This is a genomic window from Pseudomonas fluorescens (assembly GCF_902497895.1).
Lineage (GTDB): Bacteria > Pseudomonadota > Gammaproteobacteria > Pseudomonadales > Pseudomonadaceae > Aquipseudomonas > Aquipseudomonas fluorescens_BP.
Map to the genome: position 1 here is coordinate 52,799 of NZ_CABVHQ010000028.1, position 18,550 is coordinate 71,348.

At 58.1% G+C, this 18,550-nt stretch carries 20 protein-coding genes; 15 read left to right on the top strand and 5 right to left on the bottom strand.

All coding sequences use genetic code 11. The features are described 5' to 3' along the window. The first annotated feature begins 147 nt into the window (after positions 1-147). Positions 148-780 (top strand): glutathione S-transferase family protein, encoded by a 633-nt coding sequence (locus tag F8N21_RS15805; protein WP_150643002.1) that lies wholly within the window; start codon positions 148-150, stop codon positions 778-780. Beyond that, positions 777-1,721 (top strand): Nudix family hydrolase, encoded by a 945-nt coding sequence (locus F8N21_RS15810; protein WP_150643003.1) that lies wholly within the window; start codon positions 777-779, stop codon positions 1,719-1,721. Before F8N21_RS15805 ends, F8N21_RS15810 begins: the two co-directional genes overlap by 4 nt. Positions 1,722-1,930: 209 nt before the next feature. On the opposite strand, the gene F8N21_RS15815 is transcribed toward F8N21_RS15810, so the two are convergent. Genes F8N21_RS15815 through F8N21_RS15825 form a run of 3 tightly spaced genes read right to left on the bottom strand, consistent with a single transcriptional unit; the run spans position 1,931 to position 5,508 of the window. Further along, a complete protein-coding gene (locus F8N21_RS15815) occupies positions 1,931-2,506 on the bottom strand; it encodes a cob(I)yrinic acid a,c-diamide adenosyltransferase (RefSeq protein WP_150643004.1) in 576 nt (191 codons plus the stop codon). A gap of 2 nt (positions 2,507-2,508) precedes the next feature. Then, a complete protein-coding gene (locus F8N21_RS15820; protein ID WP_150643005.1) occupies positions 2,509-4,545 on the bottom strand; it encodes an ATP-binding protein in 2,037 nt (678 codons plus the stop codon). 45 nt (positions 4,546-4,590) lie between these two features. After that, positions 4,591-5,508: a putative 2-dehydropantoate 2-reductase gene (locus F8N21_RS15825; RefSeq protein WP_150643006.1), complete on the bottom strand. Its 918-nt coding sequence runs from the start codon at positions 5,506-5,508 to the stop codon at positions 4,591-4,593. Positions 5,509-5,653: 145 nt separating this feature from the next. Here F8N21_RS15825 and F8N21_RS15830 point away from each other — a divergent pair, with 145 nt between their 5' ends. Further along, a complete protein-coding gene (locus F8N21_RS15830; RefSeq protein ID WP_150643007.1) occupies positions 5,654-6,139 on the top strand; it encodes a YajQ family cyclic di-GMP-binding protein in 486 nt (161 codons plus the stop codon). Between the two features lie 293 nt (positions 6,140-6,432). Further along, entirely contained in the window at positions 6,433-7,272 is an 840-nt protein-coding gene (locus F8N21_RS15835) for a mechanosensitive ion channel family protein (RefSeq protein ID WP_150643008.1), read from the top strand. 326 nt (positions 7,273-7,598) lie between these two features. On the opposite strand, the gene F8N21_RS15840 is transcribed toward F8N21_RS15835, so the two are convergent. Then, positions 7,599-8,879 carry an OprD family porin gene (locus F8N21_RS15840; protein ID WP_150643009.1) on the bottom strand — a complete coding sequence of 427 codons (1,281 nt, stop codon included), beginning with the start codon at positions 8,877-8,879 and terminating at the stop codon, positions 7,599-7,601. A 259-nt stretch (positions 8,880-9,138) separates the two neighbouring features. Between F8N21_RS15840 and F8N21_RS15845 the strand changes: the two genes are divergently transcribed. From F8N21_RS15845 to F8N21_RS15855, 3 genes are all read left to right on the top strand, one after another. Continuing rightward, complete coding sequence (locus tag F8N21_RS15845) at positions 9,139-9,528, top strand: hypothetical protein (protein ID WP_150643010.1); 390 nt, start codon at positions 9,139-9,141, stop codon at positions 9,526-9,528. A 274-nt stretch (positions 9,529-9,802) separates the two neighbouring features. Then, complete coding sequence (locus F8N21_RS15850; RefSeq protein ID WP_150643011.1) at positions 9,803-10,228, top strand: HIT domain-containing protein; 426 nt, start codon at positions 9,803-9,805, stop codon at positions 10,226-10,228. A gap of 3 nt (positions 10,229-10,231) precedes the next feature. Beyond that, complete coding sequence (locus tag F8N21_RS15855; RefSeq protein ID WP_150643012.1) at positions 10,232-10,438, top strand: SlyX family protein; 207 nt, start codon at positions 10,232-10,234, stop codon at positions 10,436-10,438. A gap of 78 nt (positions 10,439-10,516) precedes the next feature. Here the strand turns inward: F8N21_RS15855 and F8N21_RS31355 are convergent, their stop codons facing one another. Next, positions 10,517-11,119 (bottom strand): cold-shock protein, encoded by a 603-nt coding sequence (locus tag F8N21_RS31355; RefSeq protein ID WP_150643013.1) that lies wholly within the window; start codon positions 11,117-11,119, stop codon positions 10,517-10,519. A 428-nt stretch (positions 11,120-11,547) separates the two neighbouring features. Between F8N21_RS31355 and F8N21_RS15865 the strand changes: the two genes are divergently transcribed. The 8 genes from F8N21_RS15865 to ruvB all read left to right on the top strand — a co-directional run bounded on the left by F8N21_RS15865 (position 11,548) and on the right by ruvB (position 18,447). Then, a complete protein-coding gene (locus tag F8N21_RS15865) occupies positions 11,548-12,021 on the top strand; it encodes a Dps family protein (RefSeq protein WP_150643014.1) in 474 nt (157 codons plus the stop codon). Between the two features lie 415 nt (positions 12,022-12,436). Continuing rightward, positions 12,437-12,790 carry a ribbon-helix-helix domain-containing protein gene (locus tag F8N21_RS15870; RefSeq protein ID WP_150643015.1) on the top strand — a complete coding sequence of 118 codons (354 nt, stop codon included), beginning with the start codon at positions 12,437-12,439 and terminating at the stop codon, positions 12,788-12,790. Positions 12,791-12,955: 165 nt separating this feature from the next. Next, a complete protein-coding gene (locus tag F8N21_RS15875; protein ID WP_010208103.1) occupies positions 12,956-13,177 on the top strand; it encodes an FmdB family zinc ribbon protein in 222 nt (73 codons plus the stop codon). Between the two features lie 97 nt (positions 13,178-13,274). Beyond that, positions 13,275-15,050: an aspartate--tRNA ligase gene (gene aspS / locus F8N21_RS15880; RefSeq protein ID WP_150643016.1), complete on the top strand. Its 1,776-nt coding sequence runs from the start codon at positions 13,275-13,277 to the stop codon at positions 15,048-15,050. Positions 15,051-15,211: 161 nt separating this feature from the next. After that, positions 15,212-15,958, top strand: a complete 747-nt coding sequence (locus tag F8N21_RS15885; RefSeq protein WP_150643017.1) for a YebC/PmpR family DNA-binding transcriptional regulator — start codon at positions 15,212-15,214, stop codon at positions 15,956-15,958. Between the two features lie 178 nt (positions 15,959-16,136). Then, positions 16,137-16,661 (top strand): crossover junction endodeoxyribonuclease RuvC, encoded by a 525-nt coding sequence (gene ruvC, locus F8N21_RS15890; RefSeq protein ID WP_090187433.1) that lies wholly within the window; start codon positions 16,137-16,139, stop codon positions 16,659-16,661. A gap of 115 nt (positions 16,662-16,776) precedes the next feature. Beyond that, on the top strand, positions 16,777-17,388 hold the full coding sequence (gene ruvA, locus F8N21_RS15895; RefSeq protein ID WP_150643018.1) for a Holliday junction branch migration protein RuvA: 612 nt from the start codon (positions 16,777-16,779) through the stop codon (positions 17,386-17,388). Beyond that, positions 17,389-18,447 (top strand): Holliday junction branch migration DNA helicase RuvB, encoded by a 1,059-nt coding sequence (gene ruvB, locus F8N21_RS15900; RefSeq protein WP_150643019.1) that lies wholly within the window; start codon positions 17,389-17,391, stop codon positions 18,445-18,447. It abuts the gene before it with no gap. Positions 18,448-18,550: the final 103 nt, after the last annotated feature.

An 18,550-nucleotide genomic window follows, 5' to 3' on the forward strand; every position in this document is an offset into this window, starting at 1 on the left:
CGACCCCCCTGTAGGAGCGAGCTTGCTCGCGAAGGACTCAAGGGCGACGCGTTTATTCAGAAAACACGCGTTATCGTTAACGTCCATCGCGAGCAAGCTCGCTCCCACAGGGAATGGCGCGATTCTCCTTATTGAAGGTGTCCGAACATGAGCTTCCACCTGATCATCGGCGACAAACTCTATTCCTCCTGGTCCCTGCGTGGCGCCCTGGCGCTGGAGTTGGCAGGAGCGAGCTACACCGAAGAACTGATCAAACTGAATCAGCCTGACACCCATCAGCTGATCCTCAAGCATTCGCCAACCGGTAAGGTGCCTTTGCTGAAAACCGAGCACGGGACCATTGCCGACTCGCTGGCAATCGCCGAATACCTGGTCGAACGCTTCCCCGAGGCCGATTTATGGCCGCGGGACATCGCGGCTCGCGCCCAGGCGCGCTCCGCTTGCGCGCAGATGCACAGCGGTTTTTTCGCGATGCGCGGCAACATGCCGTTCGACCTCAGCCACGATGCCCCCTTGTCACCGATGCCGCCTGAAGTGCAGGCTGATATCCAACGCATGCTGGCGCTGTGGGCAGAATGCCGGGCCGCCGCCACTGAACCGGGACCGTTCCTGTTCGGTCGAGTGAGCCTCGCGGATGCTTTTTTTGCACCGATTGCGGTGCGTCTGCGGACCTATCAGGTCGTGTTGCCCGCAGTCGACGCGGCCTATGTTGAAACAATTTACCAATGGCCAGCCTTCAAGGCCTGGCAGAAGGCCGGTTTAGAGGAAATAGTGCGGTGAAACGAGTTCATGTGGCAGCAGCCGTTATCCGCGGCGCAGACGGCAAAATCCTCATCGCCCGACGTGCCGATACTCAGCATCAGGGCGGTCTCTGGGAGTTTCCCGGCGGCAAGGTCGAGGCCGATGAGGCGGTGGAAAAGGCGCTGGCCCGTGAGCTGCAGGAAGAGCTGGGCATTGTGCTCGGCGCCGCGCGGCCATTGATCAAGGTTCAGCATGACTATCCGGACAAGCAGGTATTGCTGGATGTCTGGGAAGTCTCGGCCTTTACCGGTGAACCTCACGGTGCCGAAGGCCAACCCCTGGCCTGGGTCACGGCGCGGGAGTTGGGGGGCTATGAGTTCCCGGCCGCCAACCGGCCGATCGTCGCGGCAGCGCGTTTACCCGGGGAATACTTGATCACCCCTGAGGGCCTGGAAACACCGGCTTTGTTACGGGGTATTCAGAAAGCCATCGCCGGGGGCATCAAGCTGATTCAGCTGCGTGCACCGAATGGCTACGACCCGAAATACCGCGATCTGGCGGTGGATGCGGCGGGCTTGTGTGCAGGCAAGGCGCAATTGATGCTCAAGGGGCCGTTCGAGTGGCTGGGCGACTTCCCGTCCGCCGGTTGGCACGTGACTGCCGCGCAATTGCGTAAATACGCCAGCGCCGGTCGACCGGTGCCTGCATCCCGCTGGCTTGCGGCTTCCTGCCATAACGCCGAGGAATTGGCCCTGGCCGAAGAGATGGGCGTGGACTTCGTCAGCCTGTCGCCGGTTCAGCCTACCCAGACTCATCCAGATGCGCAGCCGTTGGGGTGGGATCAGGCGAGCCGGTTGATCAGCGGCTTCAACAGACCGGTGTTTCTGCTCGGCGGTGTCGGCCCGGCCGAACGCCAACGTGCCTGGGAAAACGGTGCGCAGGGCGTGGCGGGGATTCGGGCGTTCTGGCCTGAGGCTTGATTCTGTGGTGTAGCCACTGGCCTCTTCGCGAGCAAGCTCGCTCCTACACGTGACCCGTAGCAGCTGCCGAAGGCTGCGTTCGGCTGCGAAGCAGTCGCAGATCCTGCTTGCGCGGTTTGTCTGGAAACCGCAGTGCCTGATTTTACGACTGCTGCGTCCGAACGCGGCCCGAACCGAACGCAGGCTTCGCCAGCTGCTACGAGTTCGCTCTAGGGCTTCGCCGCCGCCTGCCAAAGAATTTCCGCCACACCCTGACGCCTGGCAATCAAGCGCGCAGCCACAAACAGCAAATCCGACAGCCGATTGATATAGGCCAGGCCCACCCCGGCCAGCGGTTCGACGGCATTCAGATGCTGGCAGCGCCGTTCAGCACCACGGGCCAGGCTGCGGCACACATGGGCCTGGGCAATCAGTGCGGAACCGCCGGGGAGGATGAAATTCTCCAATGGCCCCAGTTCTTCATTCCACAGATCGATAGCCGCCTCCAGACGTTCGACTTCAGCCGAGTCGAGCGCCTGATACACCGGCATCGCCAACTCGCCCCCCAGGTCGAACAAGCGATGCTGGCAGGGCGCCAGAACTTCGACCACCTCGGTCAATCCCGTACACTCACGGCTGTGCTCGGCCAATTCGGCCAGCAACAACCCCAACTGACTGTTCAAGGTATCGACTTCGCCCATGGCCTCGACCCGCGGGTGATCCTTGGGCACCCGACGTCCGTCGCCCAGGGAGGTGGAGCCTTTGTCGCCGGTGCGTGTGTAAATCTTCGACAAGCGAAAACCCATGCTTATCTCTCCAGTTGACTGCGTTCGTGAGAGGCGAGCTGGTTGCCCGCCAATGGCAGGCGCAAGGTAAAACAGGTGCCCTGGCCCGGGGTCGATTGCACTTCCATCTGACCCTTGTGGTTATTGGTGATGATGAAATAGGAAACCGACAGACCCAGCCCGGTACCCTGGCCGATTTCCTTGGTGGTGAAGAACGGTTCGAAGGTTCGTTTGCGCACGCTTTCGCTCATGCCGATACCATTGTCCTCGACCTGGATTTCCGCCCACGGCGAATTCAAGCGGGTGCGCAAAATGATTCGCCCCGGCTCACTGTCGTCTTCGCGCTGATGAATGGCCTGGGCGGCGTTTTTCAGCAAGTTGAGCAACACTTGTTCCAATTCGTTGGCGGTGCCCGGAACCGGGCCCAGTTGCGGGTCGAACTGGCGCGTAATGGCCTGGCCCTTGAAATCGAATCCGATGGCCAGATCAAAGTCGTTGCTGGCAATCTCCACCGCCTGATCGATCAACGCCGGCAGGTCGCAAGGCGCCATCTGGCGGTTGCTGCGGCGGCTGAAGCTGAGCATGTGGGTAACGATCTTCGCCGCCCGCGCTCCGGCCTGTTGGATGCCGTCGAGCAACTGCGGCACTTCGCGGCTTTGCAGGTAGCGGTTGACGGTGTTCAGTTCGATGCCAACCTGCTCGGCGTATTCGAAGTTTTTCGGCAGGTCGGGTGAGAGTCGACGGCGAATGTTCTGCACGTTGTGCAGGATTGCCCCCAGCGGGTTGTTGATCTCGTGGGCCATGCCGGCCGCGAGGCCGCCGACCGAGAGCATTTTCTCCGATTGCACCATCATTTCTTCAAGGGACAGGCGCTGGGTGATGTCATCGATACGGATCACCACGCCACGCCCGGCCCCGCCCATCAAGGGGTAGAAGGTCAGTGCATAATGCCTGGCTTCATCGTCCTTGACCCAGGTGACTCGCTCGATCTTGGCCACCGTGTGCTGCTCGACGGTTTCCTTGAGTTGCGGCAGGAACTGTTTGAGTGGTTCGAAGGCGAGGAAGATCGGCTGGTTCAAGGCTTCATCCAGCCGGGTTCCGGACAGGGCGCTGGCCTCCTGATTCCACTGGGTCACGTAGAGCTGTTCATCCAGCGCGATCAATGCCGAGGGCATCGAGTCGATGATGCTGTTGAGGTAGTTCTGGAAACCGGTGAGTTTTTTCTCGATCTTGCTCCGGACCTGGACTTCCAGCTCCAGCTTGCGATTGGTGTGGCGGGTCTCTTCGGCAAGACCCTGGGCCTGGTCATAGGCCGCCTGAGAGTCGTCCCGTGCGCGCTTGAGCTGCTGCTCACGGGCTTCGATCCGCGAGAGCATGGTGTTGAACGCTTCGGCGAGGCTGCCGATTTCGTCATGGTTGCCCCGGGAGGCACGCAATGCGTAGTTCTCCTCGCGGGTGACTTGTCGGGACAGCTCTTCGAGTTGGTGGATCGGGCGGGTGATCAGGCGTTTGATCTGCTGGGCGATCACCAGCCAGAGCAGCACACTGAAGATCAGAATCCCCAGGCTGGCGGTCAGGGTGCCGGTGTAGAACGCCATCGGCAGTTCGCTGCTGGCCACCAGCAGCAAATGCCCCGGCGGCTGCCCGGGACGCGGCAGAGTGATCAGCTGATTGCTGCGAAATTCGGTTATTTGCCAGGCTTCGATATGTCGATAGCGCTTGGGCAGCTCGAGCGGCTCGCCACTCTGCATCTGGGCCAGGCGCTTGCCTTTGCTGTCATACACCGCTGCTGCGCGTAATGGCGAATAGCTGTTGAGTTCATTGAGCAGCTTTTCAGCACTTTGCGGCGAATCCAGCGCCTGAGCCGCCAGGTTCGGATTGGAAATCAGCCGGCCGATGGTCTGCAGGGCCTGTGGTGCCATGCTCTCCTGGGAGATCCAATAGGCGGCGCTGATAAATGTCAGGTTGGCAACCAGTAACACGGTGGTCAGCAGAACCAGCAGGGCCGCGAGGAGTTTCTGGCCGACCGGCAGGTTTTCAAGGCGCTGGCGCAATGGCATCGGGTTCGTCGCTGAAGAGGAACAAGTGGCCAGCGTAGCCGCTGCTCAGTCGCTGGGCAATCCGCGCGTGCGCAGGTGCTCGATCAGTCGCTGTTGCAATTGATTGAGATGGGGCAGGGTCAGTTGATGGCGGGACGCAACCGTGCAGGCATGACCCAGCAGGTAGCTGATCTCGGTTCTGCGACCATTGGCGACGTCCTGGTACATCGACGAATAGTTGGCAGCCGTGGCCTGAATCACCCGCTCGACTTCGTGTTGCAGATCCAGCGCCGCTGCCGGCTGGCCACAACGCTCCAGCAATTCGGTCAACTCGGCACAGAGGGTCGCGACCTCGCAGTGATGCTGTTGCAGGTCACCATTGCGGCAATCGTGGAGTACGGTGAGCGGATTGATGGCGCAATTGAGCGCGAGTTTTCGCCACAGCCGGGTCACGATATCCGTGCTCCACTCGTGAGCGATGCCGCTCAGGCGCAAGTCATCCAGCCAGATGGGCGGGGTAGGGTGGCTGGCGTCACCCAGCCAGGTATAGCCATGACCGGCAAATACCACGCGCCAGTCGCCCTCGCGAAATGCGCCTTCGGTGCTGGAGGCGAATATGCAGCGCGCCTGCGGGACCCGTGCGGCAACGGCGTCCTGACTGCCGAGGCCGTTCTGCAACAGAATCACTTCGGCGTCGGGCGTCAGGCGTGATGCCAGTTGGGCGACGGCTTTTTCCGCGTCGTAGGCCTTGCAGGCAACCAGCAAGCGGGCGATGGGCCCGGGGCTGTCGAGGGTTTCGCCGGGGATTTCATGGAGCCGGGCCTGGCCTTGCTCCACCAGCGTGAGCCCGCCTGCGGCCTGGTAGGCCTGCAACCGTGCCTGATCGCGCAGTATCAACCTGACGGGCAAGCCGGCCCGGGCCAGGCGGGTGGCCCACAGGGTGCCGAGGCTGCCTGCGCCGAGAACGTGCCAGGTAGTCGACATCAGCTTTTTTCTCTGTTTGGCAGGCGCATGTGAGGCTCGCAGTGAAGGAGGGGAAAGACCCGTTATAATAAGCCCGCATTTTAACCGCAAGCTTGGCGTGCTCCATCTCTATTGAGCGACGCCCTTCTAACATTGGAGAAATAACATGCCGTCGTTCGACGTGGTATCCGAACTGGACAAACACGAAGTCACCAACGCGGTCGAGAACGCCGTCAAGGAACTCGACCGTCGTTATGACTTGAAAGGCAAAGGCAGCTTCGAGTTCAAGGAAAAGGACCTGGCCGTCAACATGACCGCTGAAGCCGATTTTCAGCTCGAAGCCATGATCGAAATCCTCAAGCTCGCCCTGGTCAAGCGCAAGATTGATGTGCAGTGCCTTGAACTCAAGGACGCTTATGCTTCCGGCAAACTGATGAAGCAGGAAGCCACCCTCAAGGAAGGCATTGATAAAGAGATGGCGAAAAAGATCGTTGCTCACGTCAAGGACGCCAAACTCAAGGTGCAGGCGGCCATTCAGGGTGAGCAGGTACGAATCACCGGCAAGAAGCGCGACGACTTGCAGGACGCGATTGCCGCACTGCGCGCCAAGGACTTCGGCCTGCCGCTGCAGTTCAACAATTTCCGCGACTAGTGGCCTGTGTGGCTAGTTCGTTAGCTCAAATTCGGATGCCAGAAGTCCATAGCCAAGGCGCTGTGACGAGTCATAGCCCGCTATGGCGAGGAACAGCAACGCAGGATATGGGCTCGGCAACGAAGTTGACTAACAGAACTAGCCACACAGGCCACCAGTCGGCGTTCCGGGAACCTCTTGGCGTTATCGGCGTCCGAGACCCGTTGAATGGCAGAATCGATTGAATTCGACTGGTTTCAATCGTTCTGCTGGTCGGTATTGCGAGCCGGGCACCCGGTAATCAGGAGAGAAAGATGGATTTGAATGCGCAAGTGGACAACCTGGTCAAGGCGTCCCAGGCCTGGATTCCGATGATCATGGAATACGGCAGCCGTGTGCTGCTGGCGGTCATCACCCTGGCCATCGGTTGGTGGCTGATTAACAGCCTGACCCATAAAGTTGGCCGATTGCTGGCTATGCGCAACGCCGATCAGGCCTTGCAGGGGTTTATCAGCAGCCTGGCGAACATCATTCTCAAGGTGCTGCTGATTGTCAGCGTGGCCTCGATGATCGGTGTCGAAACCACCTCCTTCGTCGCGGCGATCGGTGCGGCCGGCCTGGCGATTGGCCTGGCGTTGCAAGGCAGCCTGGCGAACTTCGCCGGCGGCGTGCTGATTCTGCTGTTCCGGCCATTTCGCATTGGCGACTGGATCGAAGCGCAGGGCGTCAGCGGTACGGTCGACAGCATTCAGATCTTCCATACCGTGCTGCGTACCGGCGACAACAAGACGGTCATCGTGCCCAACGGCAATCTGTCGAACGGCATCATCACCAACTACAACCGTCAGGCGACCCGCAAGGTAGTCTTTGATGTAGGCGTCGATTACGAGGCCGATCTGCAAAAGGCTCGTGAAGTCCTGCTTGAACTGGCCAAGGATGAGCGCGTGCTGGCCGAGCCGGCACCGGAGGCGGTGATTTCGACCCTGGGTGACAGTTCGATTACGGTTTCCCTGCGAGTCTGGGTCAAGACCGCGGATTACTGGAATGTGATGTTCATGTTCAATGAGCAATCCCGTGACCGGTTGAAAGCCGCAGGTATCGATATTCCGTTTCCACAGCGAGTGATTCGGGTGGTTCAGGAAGCTGCTGTGTAGCGAGGTTGTTTTACTTGGCTGTTCGGTCAAGTGACGGCAGTGAGCTCAAGGGGCGATGAGCCTCTTGAGTGTTTTCCCCTCTGGTATTGTTTTTTCAATGCAAAGCACTTTGGGTTTGGTGATGCCAAGCATGAAGTGTGCACGGGATAGTTGTTGTGGGAAGGGTAGAGGTCTGGATTTTTTATATCTGTTAGTTGGTTAGCTTGCTATCTATTTTTTACGTGATAAAGCTGTAACGTAGCCGCAATAAAAAACCGCCCACCTGAATCAGGTGAGCGGTTTTTTGTTAGAGCAGAGCTCTAAGACGCTATCGAATTACAGCTGAATTACAAGATGCTCAGCGGGTATTCGACGATCAGACGAGTGTCGTTGACGTCAGCGTTGTAATTAGCGTTCTGAACACCGTTAGCACGATAAGCGGAGAAACGGAAGCGGAACGAAAGATCCTTGGCCGGACCTTCCTGCAGTACATATTTGGTTTCGAAGTTGACTTCGGTTTCCTGACCTTCTTCGCCAGTACCCCAGTCGATGTTGTCACCTTTGACGTAACGGGTCATGAAGCTCAGGCCAGGAACGCCGTAGGATTTCATGTTCAGGTCGTAACGCGCCTGCCAGGAGCGCTCATCCTTGCTGTTAAAGTCGGAGATCTGGATGGAGTTGGCTAGGAAGATAGTACCGTTACCGTCTACGCCGTAGACATAACCCGCATCGCCAGTGGCGCGTTGGTGAGCGACGGTGAACTTGTGCGCGCCCAGGCTGTAGGCTGCTGCAAGGCTCCAGATTTTGTTGTCGGCTTCGCCAGACAGTTCCCGGCCATCGCCTTCGGTGTTGTAGCCGTTGAAGTCGAAGTTCAGGGACTGGGTATCTGCGATCGGCAGGGTGTAGTTCAGGTTGATGTATTGCTTCTTGAAGTGGTCTTCAACGTCGGAAGCAGCGATGGCGCCCAAGAAGTTGTCGGTGAACTGATAACTAGCGCCAGCAATGTTGGCCGAGGTCAAGCCTGTGCCGCCGTTGATGCTGTCACGGCCCATACCGGTTTGCGAGCTCAGGGCAGTGAAGCGACCAGCACTTAGTTCAAGGCCTTCGATTTCCTTGCTGGTGATCAAGGTGCCGGTAGCGACTTCAGGCAGCAAACGGCTGTCGTCAGTGGAGAAAACCGGGCTTGCAACAAACTGGTTGCCGTATTTCAGAACGGTGTCAGACAGGCGCAATTTTACAGCACCGCCAGCGCGGGACTGGTCTTTTTCCGGGTTGCCATCGCTGTCATTGGCGAACAAGCCGTTACCGCGATGACCCGAGCCGCCGTCAAGCTTGACGGTGCCGCCTGCGAATGCATCCACACCGAAGCCTACGGTGCCTTGGGTGAAGCCGGATTCGAAGGTGAGCAGTTCGCTCAGACCTGTGTCCTGACGGTAGCCGGCGGTTCCCGACGTTGGGTTGCTGGCGCCGTTCCTGAAATCGCGGTTCATGTACTCCATACGAGTCTTGGCGACCAGGCTGCTGTCTTCAACAAAGCCTTTGGATTCGCCTTGGGAGGACGCGATTGCGAACTGCGAGGTGCCTGCTGAAACAGCCAGTGCGATCATGCTCCACTTCATCACGCGCATCGTGATTTGCTCCTTTGGTTTTTAGAAGAGTACTGCCGTCCCGCCTGTTTTATTATCCGGGCGGCTCTTTCTTTTTGTGTCGGCGCAAACTTATATCACGCTGACAATGTTGGCGATACTTACGGATCTAACCTTTCAGCTTCTTTGCGAGCGTGTCGCAAAATGCTCGGTCCATGTCGCAAATCCACAGCCCCTTTGTAATCGGGACTGACAACTTCAGCGCTGTTTTCAAAGGATGGAGCATAGGTAAACGTGATCTATGTCCAGCATTGAAATCCCCATGGGCGACCTTGCCGCTATTCTTATTTGTCTAAAGGTACCCACTTCCAGGGGCGACCTTCAAGACAGTGTGGGTGTGAATGCAACAAGCGTGCACAAACCCCGTTTCTGCTGCCTATTTTTTCTCATTCCGCGGATGAAGCTGCCAAAACCTCATAAAGCCGGGGTTTTAAGGCCGTTTTGTTTGGGCTTGACGCCAGATTTTTCCTGGGGTTGCCTGCTGAAAAATCCGGGTGACAATCAAAAACGTTACCGGTTCACACTCTCGGTGAGTAAACGGCGGATGGTCGCCGCACTCAGAGTAGACGTACTGTACGTTTTTGGTGCAAAACTTTTGCCCGGCTGTGCGAAATTCACCCAGGGCGGCTGACCCGGTAACACCTTGACCCTGCATGGGAGGGGCGTTTGCGGGGTGGAGTAGGCGAGCGCGAGGGTTGAAGGGTTCGGTTCGGGGAGAAATGGTCCATGTTGGGGCGTCCTTGTGCCGGGTGTGTCGTCTTCCTTGTTCGGCCGTTGCCAACAAAACATCACCCACCGGTGAAGCGATTGCCATTCGCAGGTATGCTGGTGCTCTGTCGCTTGGCGGGCAGCTGATCAAGCTGGCGCCTGGCTGAAATCCGATGAGCTGAGCGGGAGTGCGCACGGTGTTCGATTTAGATCCACGGCTTCAACAAGACACGCTACCGATTGGGGATTTCTCCTTGTGCCGGTTGTTGTTGTCCAATGATTCGAATTACCCCTGGTTCATTCTGGTACCGCGTCGCGAGGATGTCAGTGAGTTGTTTCAGTTAGATGTCGCTGATCAACAGCAGTTGTGGCAGGAAACTACAGCCCTGGCAGAAATGCTCAAGGACTCGTTCGACGCTGACAAGTTGAATGTGGCGACCCTGGGTAACGTGGTCAGCCAACTGCACATGCATGTCATCGTGCGCAAACGTGAAGATGCGGCATGGCCGGCGCCGGTCTGGGGGAAACATCCGGCAAAGCCTTATAGTGCGGAGCAGGTGGCGATTATTCGCGAGCGATTGCGGCTGGTGTTGACCGAAGGTTTTACCTTCCTGGAGGGCTGAATCATGAGTCTGGAAGAGCGTGTTACTGAACTTGAAAGCCGTCTGACGTTTCAGGATGACACCATTCAAGCATTGAACGATGTGCTGGTGGCGCAACAGCGGGTAGTCGACCGTCTGCAACTGCAGATGGCGGCGCTGCTCAAGCGTCAGGAAGAAATGCTCGGCCAGTTCGAGTCCGTCGAGGAAGAGGCTCCACCGCCACATTATTGATTGCGGTCGAATCACTCAATATTCAGCAATAAAAAACCGCGAGCAGCCTGGCTGCATCGCGGTTTTTTAATGGCGTAATCAGCGGCGCGGTAAAGCCGCGATCACATCTTCGGCTTGCAGGCCTTTATCCCGGTTCATCACGGAGAACTCCACGCGCTGGCCTTCGACCAGAACGCGGTGCCCTTCACCCCGGATAGCGCGGAAGTGCACGAAAATATCATCACCGGAATCGCGGGAAATAAAACCGAAGCCTTTAGAGGTGTTGAACCACTTGACGGTACCGGTATCGCGATTGGTCATGTCGTAGCTGGGTGAAGCGACAGCTGGCGAAGACGTGTAGAAGCTGATGGCCAGGTGCAGGAGGACGGCGATCAGGGCAGTCACCAGACTGACCAGAATGGCCGGTTGGCCGCCAATGACTGGCAGTGGAGCGAGCAGCGTGAGGATTTGCAGGACGACGGCCAGCACCAGCAGAGCACTGACCAGATTTTGCAGCTGGTGACGCGGCCCTTTGTTCCAGTAGGGGATAACCGGAGCGAGGGTCAGGTTGAGCAGGCCGAAAAACGCCAGGTACAGCGCATCGGGTTGTTGCAGGTAAGGTAGCGCTTCGGATCGCAGGCTAGGGATAAAGGACAGCAGCAGGGCTGCGGCGCCCGTTAGCAGATGGACGATTTTCAACATTTTAATTAACTCACGTTAAGACAGATCACCAGGAAGAGCTGATTGCGCACGGTTCGCTTCTGAACAATAAGAGGCGCTGGACACGTACGCGGTATCAGCCTATGCGCTGCGCCCGGAAAAATAGGCGACATCGACACACCCCCTATTTAACAGCAAAGCCCAGCCCTTCTCAAATCGAGCGCTGCCGCGAGCTGTGCCGGTTTACCGCCGGGTAGAAGAATCAGGCTGGCATGGGGCTTGCAAAGCCGCGTTCCAGACGGTTTCCCGGCTTTCGAATGGCCTGCGGGGTTTTTTAGCGCGACCGAGCCCGAGGGGGCTCCCGACAGACGGTGATCGAAGGACGGATCTGTCGCGAGGGCCAATGGGATACGAGGGTAGAGTGGTCCTGCACCTGCTGGGTGAACTCCACCACATAAAAGGGGATAAACATGGCAATCGATATCGGCATCAGCGAAGAAGATCGCAAGTCGATCGTGGACGGACTTTCACGTCTGCTATCGGATACTTATGTGCTTTATCTGAAAACCCATAACTTTCATTGGAACGTGACGGGCCCTATGTTTCGCACGCTGCACTTAATGTTCGAGGAGCAGTACAATGAATTGGCATTGGCGGTTGATTTGATTGCCGAACGAATTCGGGCTCTCGGTTTTCCGGCGCCGGGGGCTTATTCCGTTTATGCGCGACTTTCCTCCATCAAAGAAGAAGAAGGCGTGCCCGGCGCTGAAGATATGATCAGGCAGCTCGTTCAAGGGCAAGAGGCGGTAACGCGAACGGCGCGCGGTATTTTTCCGTTACTTGATAAAGTCAGCGATGAGCCGACGGCGGATCTGCTGACTCAGCGGATGCAAGTTCATGAAAAAACCGCCTGGATGTTGCGTTCGCTGCTCGACGATAAATGACCCTGAGGCACGACTACCGTAGCAGCTGCCGAGCCTGCGAGGCTGCGTCCGAGGACGAAGTCCTCGCAAAGCCTGTGCTCGCGGTTTACCTGAAAAAAGCGTGTTGCCTGATTTTACGACCGCTTCGCGGCCGGACGCAGCCTCGCAGGCTCGGCAGCTGCTACGGCTAAGCTCTACGCCGTATTTCAATGTTGTGTAGATACCTATGCTCAAGTAATAGGGAGTTGGTTAGATAATTGACTATGTTTGGTTTTTGAGTTCAGGGCGGCGATATAAGTCGCTCTACTGTTGTTGGCTTCTCCTACGGTTATGGTCATAAAGTCGTCTGGCTATAAATATCTGTTTAAGCTTTTATAAGGATAATAGATTGTTGCTGGTTTTATGAAGCAAGACATGACAAAGGAGTGTCGATGACATGGCTCGAGGTATAGGTAGGGGAGTGAGAGAGATCGCTCAGTTTCAAAATGTAAAAGAGGATCCGTTTGTTCGGGAGTTCAATATGGGGTTGGCCCGGCCCCTTTCCAGGTCAATCCGTTTGAATGGTTTTTCCACCTGTCTGCGACTGGAACAGATCTATTGGGATATCCTGGCAGAAATAGCCAGGATCAATTGCTGTTCGGTCAGTGCACTGCTGTCCTATGTCGATAGAGAGGTGCATCTACGGCATGGTGGAGTCAAGAATTTCAGCGGGCTGGTCAGGGTCGTGTGCGTCGTGCATAGCTTGAAAAAGGGGGCTCGTCTGGTGGGTGCGGGTTCCGGTGTCGGTTGAGCGGATGCCTGCGAGCAGGGCGGGTCCGTGCCGGTATCGTGAGGATCAACCCCGAGTCGGTGCAGTCTTACGGCTGCACAGGCTCGATTTACCAGATATAATCCCGCGCTTTGCTGCGCAGCCTGGTGCTCGCGCGCGCGTAATCTGATCGCCGAGACAATCCCCATGCCGATGTACGATTATCAATGTGCTTCCTGTGGTCATCAGTTGGAAGCCATTCAAAAGATCAGCGCTGCGCCGCTGGTCGACTGCCCTGCCTGCCAGGCACCCGAGCTCAAGAAGATGTTGTCCATGCCCGGCTTCCGCCTCAGCGGCAGCGGCTGGTACGAGACCGACTTCAAGACCGGCTCGAAGAAGAATCTGGCTGGCGGCGACAAAGCTGACTGAGTTGAACGACACGCGCGAGCTCTTGCACTCCCGGCAGGTACCTGCGGTGCGGCAAGACCTCCACCGAATTTCGAATTAAGAGAAGCGAACCACCATCATGATGCGCAGCCATTATTGCGGCCAACTGAACGAAAGCCTGGAAGGTCAGGAAATTACCCTTTGCGGATGGGTCCACCGTCGTCGTGACCACGGCGGGGTGATTTTCCTCGATATCCGTGATCGTGAAGGTCTGGCCCAAGTGGTGTTCGACCCGGATCGCGCCGAGACTTTCGCTGCCGCCGACCGTGTGCGCAGCGAGTACGTGGTCAAGATCACCGGCAAGGTTCGTCTGCGTCCGGCCGGTGCCGGCAACGCCAACATGGCTTCCGGCGCTATCGAAGTGCTGGGCTACGAGCTGGAAGTACTGAACGAAGCGGAGACCCCGCCGTTCCCGCTCAACGAGTACTCCGACGTTGGCGAAGAAACTCGCCTGCGTTATCGCTTCATCGACCTGCGTCGCCCGGAAATGCTCGAAAAGCTGCGCCTGCGTTCGCGCATGACCACCAGCATCCGTCGTTACCTGGACGAGAACGGCTTCCTCGACGTCGAGACGCCGATCCTGACCCGTGCCACTCCTGAAGGTGCGCGTGACTATCTGGTGCCGAGCCGTACCCACGCCGGTTCCTTCTTCGCCTTGCCGCAATCGCCGCAGCTGTTCAAGCAACTGCTGATGGTGGCCGGCTTCGATCGTTACTACCAGATCGCCAAGTGCTTCCGCGACGAAGACCTGCGTGCCGACCGTCAGCCGGAATTCACCCAGATCGACATCGAGACCAGCTTCCTCGATGAATCCGAGATCATGGGCATCACCGAAGGCATGATCCGCAACCTGTTCAAGGAAGTGCTGGATCTGGAATTCGGTGAATTCCCGCACATGACCTGGGACGAGGCCATGCGTCGTTACGGTTCCGACAAGCCGGACCTGCGTATCCCGCTGGAACTGGTGGACGTTGCCGATCAACTCAAGGACGTCGATTTCAAAGTCTTCAGCGGTCCGGCCAACGATCCGAAATGCCGTGTTGCTGCCCTGCGTGTACCGGGCGGCGCCAGCATGCCGCGCAGCAAGATCGACGACTACACCAAGTTTGTCGGCATCTACGGTGCAAGGGGCCTGGCGTACATCAAGGTCAACGAGCGCGCGAAGGGCGTCGAGGGGTTGCAATCGCCTATTGTCAAAAATATCCCTGAAGCCAACCTCAACGTGATCCTCGATCGCGTCGGTGCGGTCGATGGCGACATCGTGTTCTTCGGCGCCGACAAAGCCAAGATCGTCAGCGAGGCCCTGGGCGCGCTGCGGATCAAGGTCGGTAACGATTTCAAACTGCACACTTGCGAATGGGCACCGATGTGGGTCGTCGACTTCCCGATGTTCGAAGAAAACGATGACGGCAGCTTGGCCGCGTTGCACCACCCGTTCACCGCGCCGAAGTGCACGCCGCAAGAACTGGAAGCCAACCCGGCGACCGCGCTGTCCCGTGCCTACGACATGGTCCTGAACGGCACCGAACTGGGTGGCGGTTCGATCCGTATCCACCGCAAGGAAATGCAACAGTCGGTCTTCCGCCTGCTGGGCATCAGCGAAGCGGAACAGGAAGAGAAGTTCGGCTTCCTGCTCGACGCCCTGAAATACGGCGCGCCGCCCCACGGTGGTCTGGCCTTCGGTCTGGACCGTCTGGTAATGCTGATGACCGGCGCCCAGTCGATCCGTGAAGTGATCGCGTTCCCGAAAACCCAGAGCGCTGCCTGCGTCATGACTCAGGCTCCGGGCCACGTGGATGCCAAGGCATTGCGCGAACTGCACATTCGTCTGCGTGAACAGCCACAGGCTGAGTAAGATTGACCCAAGGCGCATCCGCGGATGCGCCTTCTCTATATAGAACCGATGCGCCTTCTCTATATAGAGCGCGTCGAGATTAGAGCGCGTCGAGAATTTTTCTTGCTCGCCAGCGCACACCGCACGGCGGGCAATGTTTCAAAGAGAGTCTGGAGCAAGATATGGCAGGTCATTCCAAGTGGGCGAACATCAAGCACCGCAAAGAACGTCAGGACGCCAAGAAGGGCAAGATTTTCACCAAATGGATTCGTGAACTGACCGTTGCTGCCCGTCAGGGCGGTGCTGATCCAGGTTCCAACCCGCGTCTGCGCCTGGCACTGGACAAGGCGCTGGGTGCGAACATGAGTCGCGACATCATCGATCGCGCGGTTGCCCGTGGTGCCGGTGCGGCCGAGACCGACGATATGGTCGAGCTGACCTATGAAGGCTATGGCCCGGGCGGCGTGGCAGTCATGGTCGAATGCATGACCGACAACCGCAATCGCACCGCGGCTGCTGTGCGCCATGCGTTCAGTAAGTGCGGCGGCAACCTCGGTACCGACGGTTCGGTGGCTTACCTGTTCGAGCGCAAGGGGCAGATTTCCTTCGCTCCAGGCGTCGACGAAGACTCACTAATTGAAGCGTCCATGGAAGCAGACGCCGATGACATCGTGACCAATGAGGACGGTTCCATCGATGTCTTTACTTCGTTCGCCGGCTTTTATGCCGTGCGTAACGCGCTGGAGGCGGCGGGTTTCAATGCGATTGACGCTGAAATCGTCATGTTGCCGACCACCAGTGCCGAACTGGATCTGGACGGTGCCGAGAAGGTGCTCAAGCTGATCGACATGCTGGAAGACCTGGACGACGTGCAGAACGTCTACTCCAACGCGGATATTCCGGAGTCGGTGGCAGAGCAGCTTGGCTGATGCCCCCAAAGATCGCAGCCTTCGGCAGCTCCTACGGTTTACGCTGTACATGTAGGAGCTGGCGAAGCCTGCGATCTTTTGATTTTCAGCTTTTCATTTTAAAGATCGTCCGAACGCGGCCCGAACCAACTCCTACACGGTTACCCTCAGGCAACCGCATTCTCTTTCTGCAGGCGTTATGACTCTTATTCTTGGTATCGATCCCGGTTCGCGCATCACCGGGTATGGCGTGGTTCGCGATACCGGTCGTGGCTGCGTGTACGTCGCCTCGGGATGTATTCGCACCGGCAGCGGCGAGCTGCATGAGCGCCTGCAAATCGTCTATCGCGGAGTGCGCGAGGTGATCCAGACCTACGGGCCGGTGACCATGGGCATCGAAAAGGTCTTCATGGCCCGCAACGCCGACTCGGCCCTCAAGCTCGGCCAGGCCCGCGGTGCCGCCATTGTGGCCGGCGCTGAGGAAAGCCTGGAAATCGCTGAATACACCGCGACCCAGGTCAAGCAAGCGGTGACCGGGACCGGCGCGGCGAATAAGGAACAAGTGCAGATGATGGTCATGCATATGTTGAAGCTGACCAGCAAGCCGCAAATCGATGCCTCGGACGCCCTGGCCATTGCCATTTGTCATGCTCACACCCGTTCCAGTCTGTTGCCCCATGGTCTGGGCGCGGCACGCAGTCGTGGCGGGCGCCTGCGTCTCTGATAGCATCAGCAGTCATTTTTATGGAATGAGGGATTTTCGCCTGTGTTGTCGGCGCATCGCCCTTGCTCTATCGGTCGTCAGCCATTGATCTGGCCAACGCTTAAGGATCTGAAACGTGATTGGACGCTTGCGCGGCACCCTGGCTGAAAAACAGCCGCCGCACCTGATTCTTGATGTAAATGGTCTGGGATATGAACTGGAAGTGCCCATGACCACCCTTTATCGTCTGCCGTCGGTCGGTGAGCCGATTACCTTGCACACCCATTTGGTCGTACGCGAGGATGCCCAGTTACTCTATGGCTTCATTGGCAAGCGCGAGCGGGATTTTTTTCGTGAGCTGATCCGCCTCAACGGTGTTGGGCCGAAGCTGGCGCTGGCGTTGATGTCCAGTCTGGAAGTCGATGAGTTGGTGCGCTGCGTTTCGGCGCAGGACACCTCGGCGTTGACCAAGGTCCCGGGGGTCGGCAAGAAGACTGCCGAGCGGCTGTTGGTGGAGCTCAAGGACCGCTTCAAAGCCTGGGAAGTCGTGCCGAGCATGTTCGCCCTGGTGCCGAACCAGTCTGATGCGCCGGCTTCCCTGGTGGCCAGCCCCGAAAGCGATGCCGTCAGTGCGCTGATCTCCCTGGGCTACAAGCCGCAGGAAGCCAGTAAGGCAGTTTCCGCCATCAAGGAAAAAGGTTTGAGCAGTGAAGACATGATTCGCCGCGCCCTGAAGGGAATGATTTAAGTGATTGAAGCTGATCGTCTGATCGCCGCCACGGGTAGCCGTGACCGCGAGGAAGTCCAGGACCGCGCGATTCGTCCGTTGAGCCTGGCCGAATACATTGGCCAGCCGACTGTGCGCGAGCAGATGGAGTTGTTCATCCAGGCTGCCCGTGGGCGCAACGAGTCACTGGACCACACGCTGATCTTCGGTCCGCCGGGCCTGGGTAAAACCACCCTGGCCAACATCATTGCCCAGGAAATGGGCGTATCGATCAAAAGCACCTCGGGGCCGGTGCTGGAGCGTCCGGGTGACCTGGCAGCGCTGCTGACCAACCTTGAACCCCACGATGTGCTGTTCATCGATGAAATCCACCGTCTATCGCCCATCGTCGAGGAAGTGCTGTACCCGGCGATGGAGGATTTCCAGCTCGATATCATGATCGGCGAAGGTCCGGCTGCACGCTCGATCAAACTCGATCTGCCGCCGTTTACCCTGGTCGGGGCGACCACTCGCGCCGGGATGTTGACCAACCCGCTGCGCGACCGTTTCGGTATCGTCCAGCGCCTGGAGTTCTACAGCACCGCCGATCTGGCCACCATCGTCAGCCGGTCGGCGGGCATTCTCGGTTTGCCGCTCGATCCCGAAGGCGCTTTCGAAATTGCTCGGCGAGCCCGCGGCACTCCGCGGATTGCCAACCGATTGCTGCGCCGGGTGCGGGACTTTGCCGAAGTTCGGGCCAATGGCCATATCACCAAACCGATTGCCGACCGGGCGCTGAACCTGCTGGACATCGACGAGCGAGGCTTCGACCACCAGGATCGACGTCTGCTACTCACCATGATCGAGAAGTTCGACGGCGGCCCGGTGGGCGTAGACAGCCTGGCGGCGGCGATCAGCGAAGAGCGACATACCATCGAGGATGTGCTCGAGCCCTACCTGATTCAGCAGGGCTATATCATGCGCACGCCACGAGGTCGGGTAGTGACCCGGCATGCGTACCTGCACTTCGGTCTTAACATTCCGTCACGATTGGGGGAGATGCCCGTGGTAGACGAGTTTCTCGATACCGTGGACGATTAAATAGCCTCTGCGCACTGATTTATTCAGGGTTTGTGCTGTCATAGGGTCTGTTCACAGACTCTATGGGCTGGCATTACCGTTCTTTCGCGAGAAATGTGTTCGA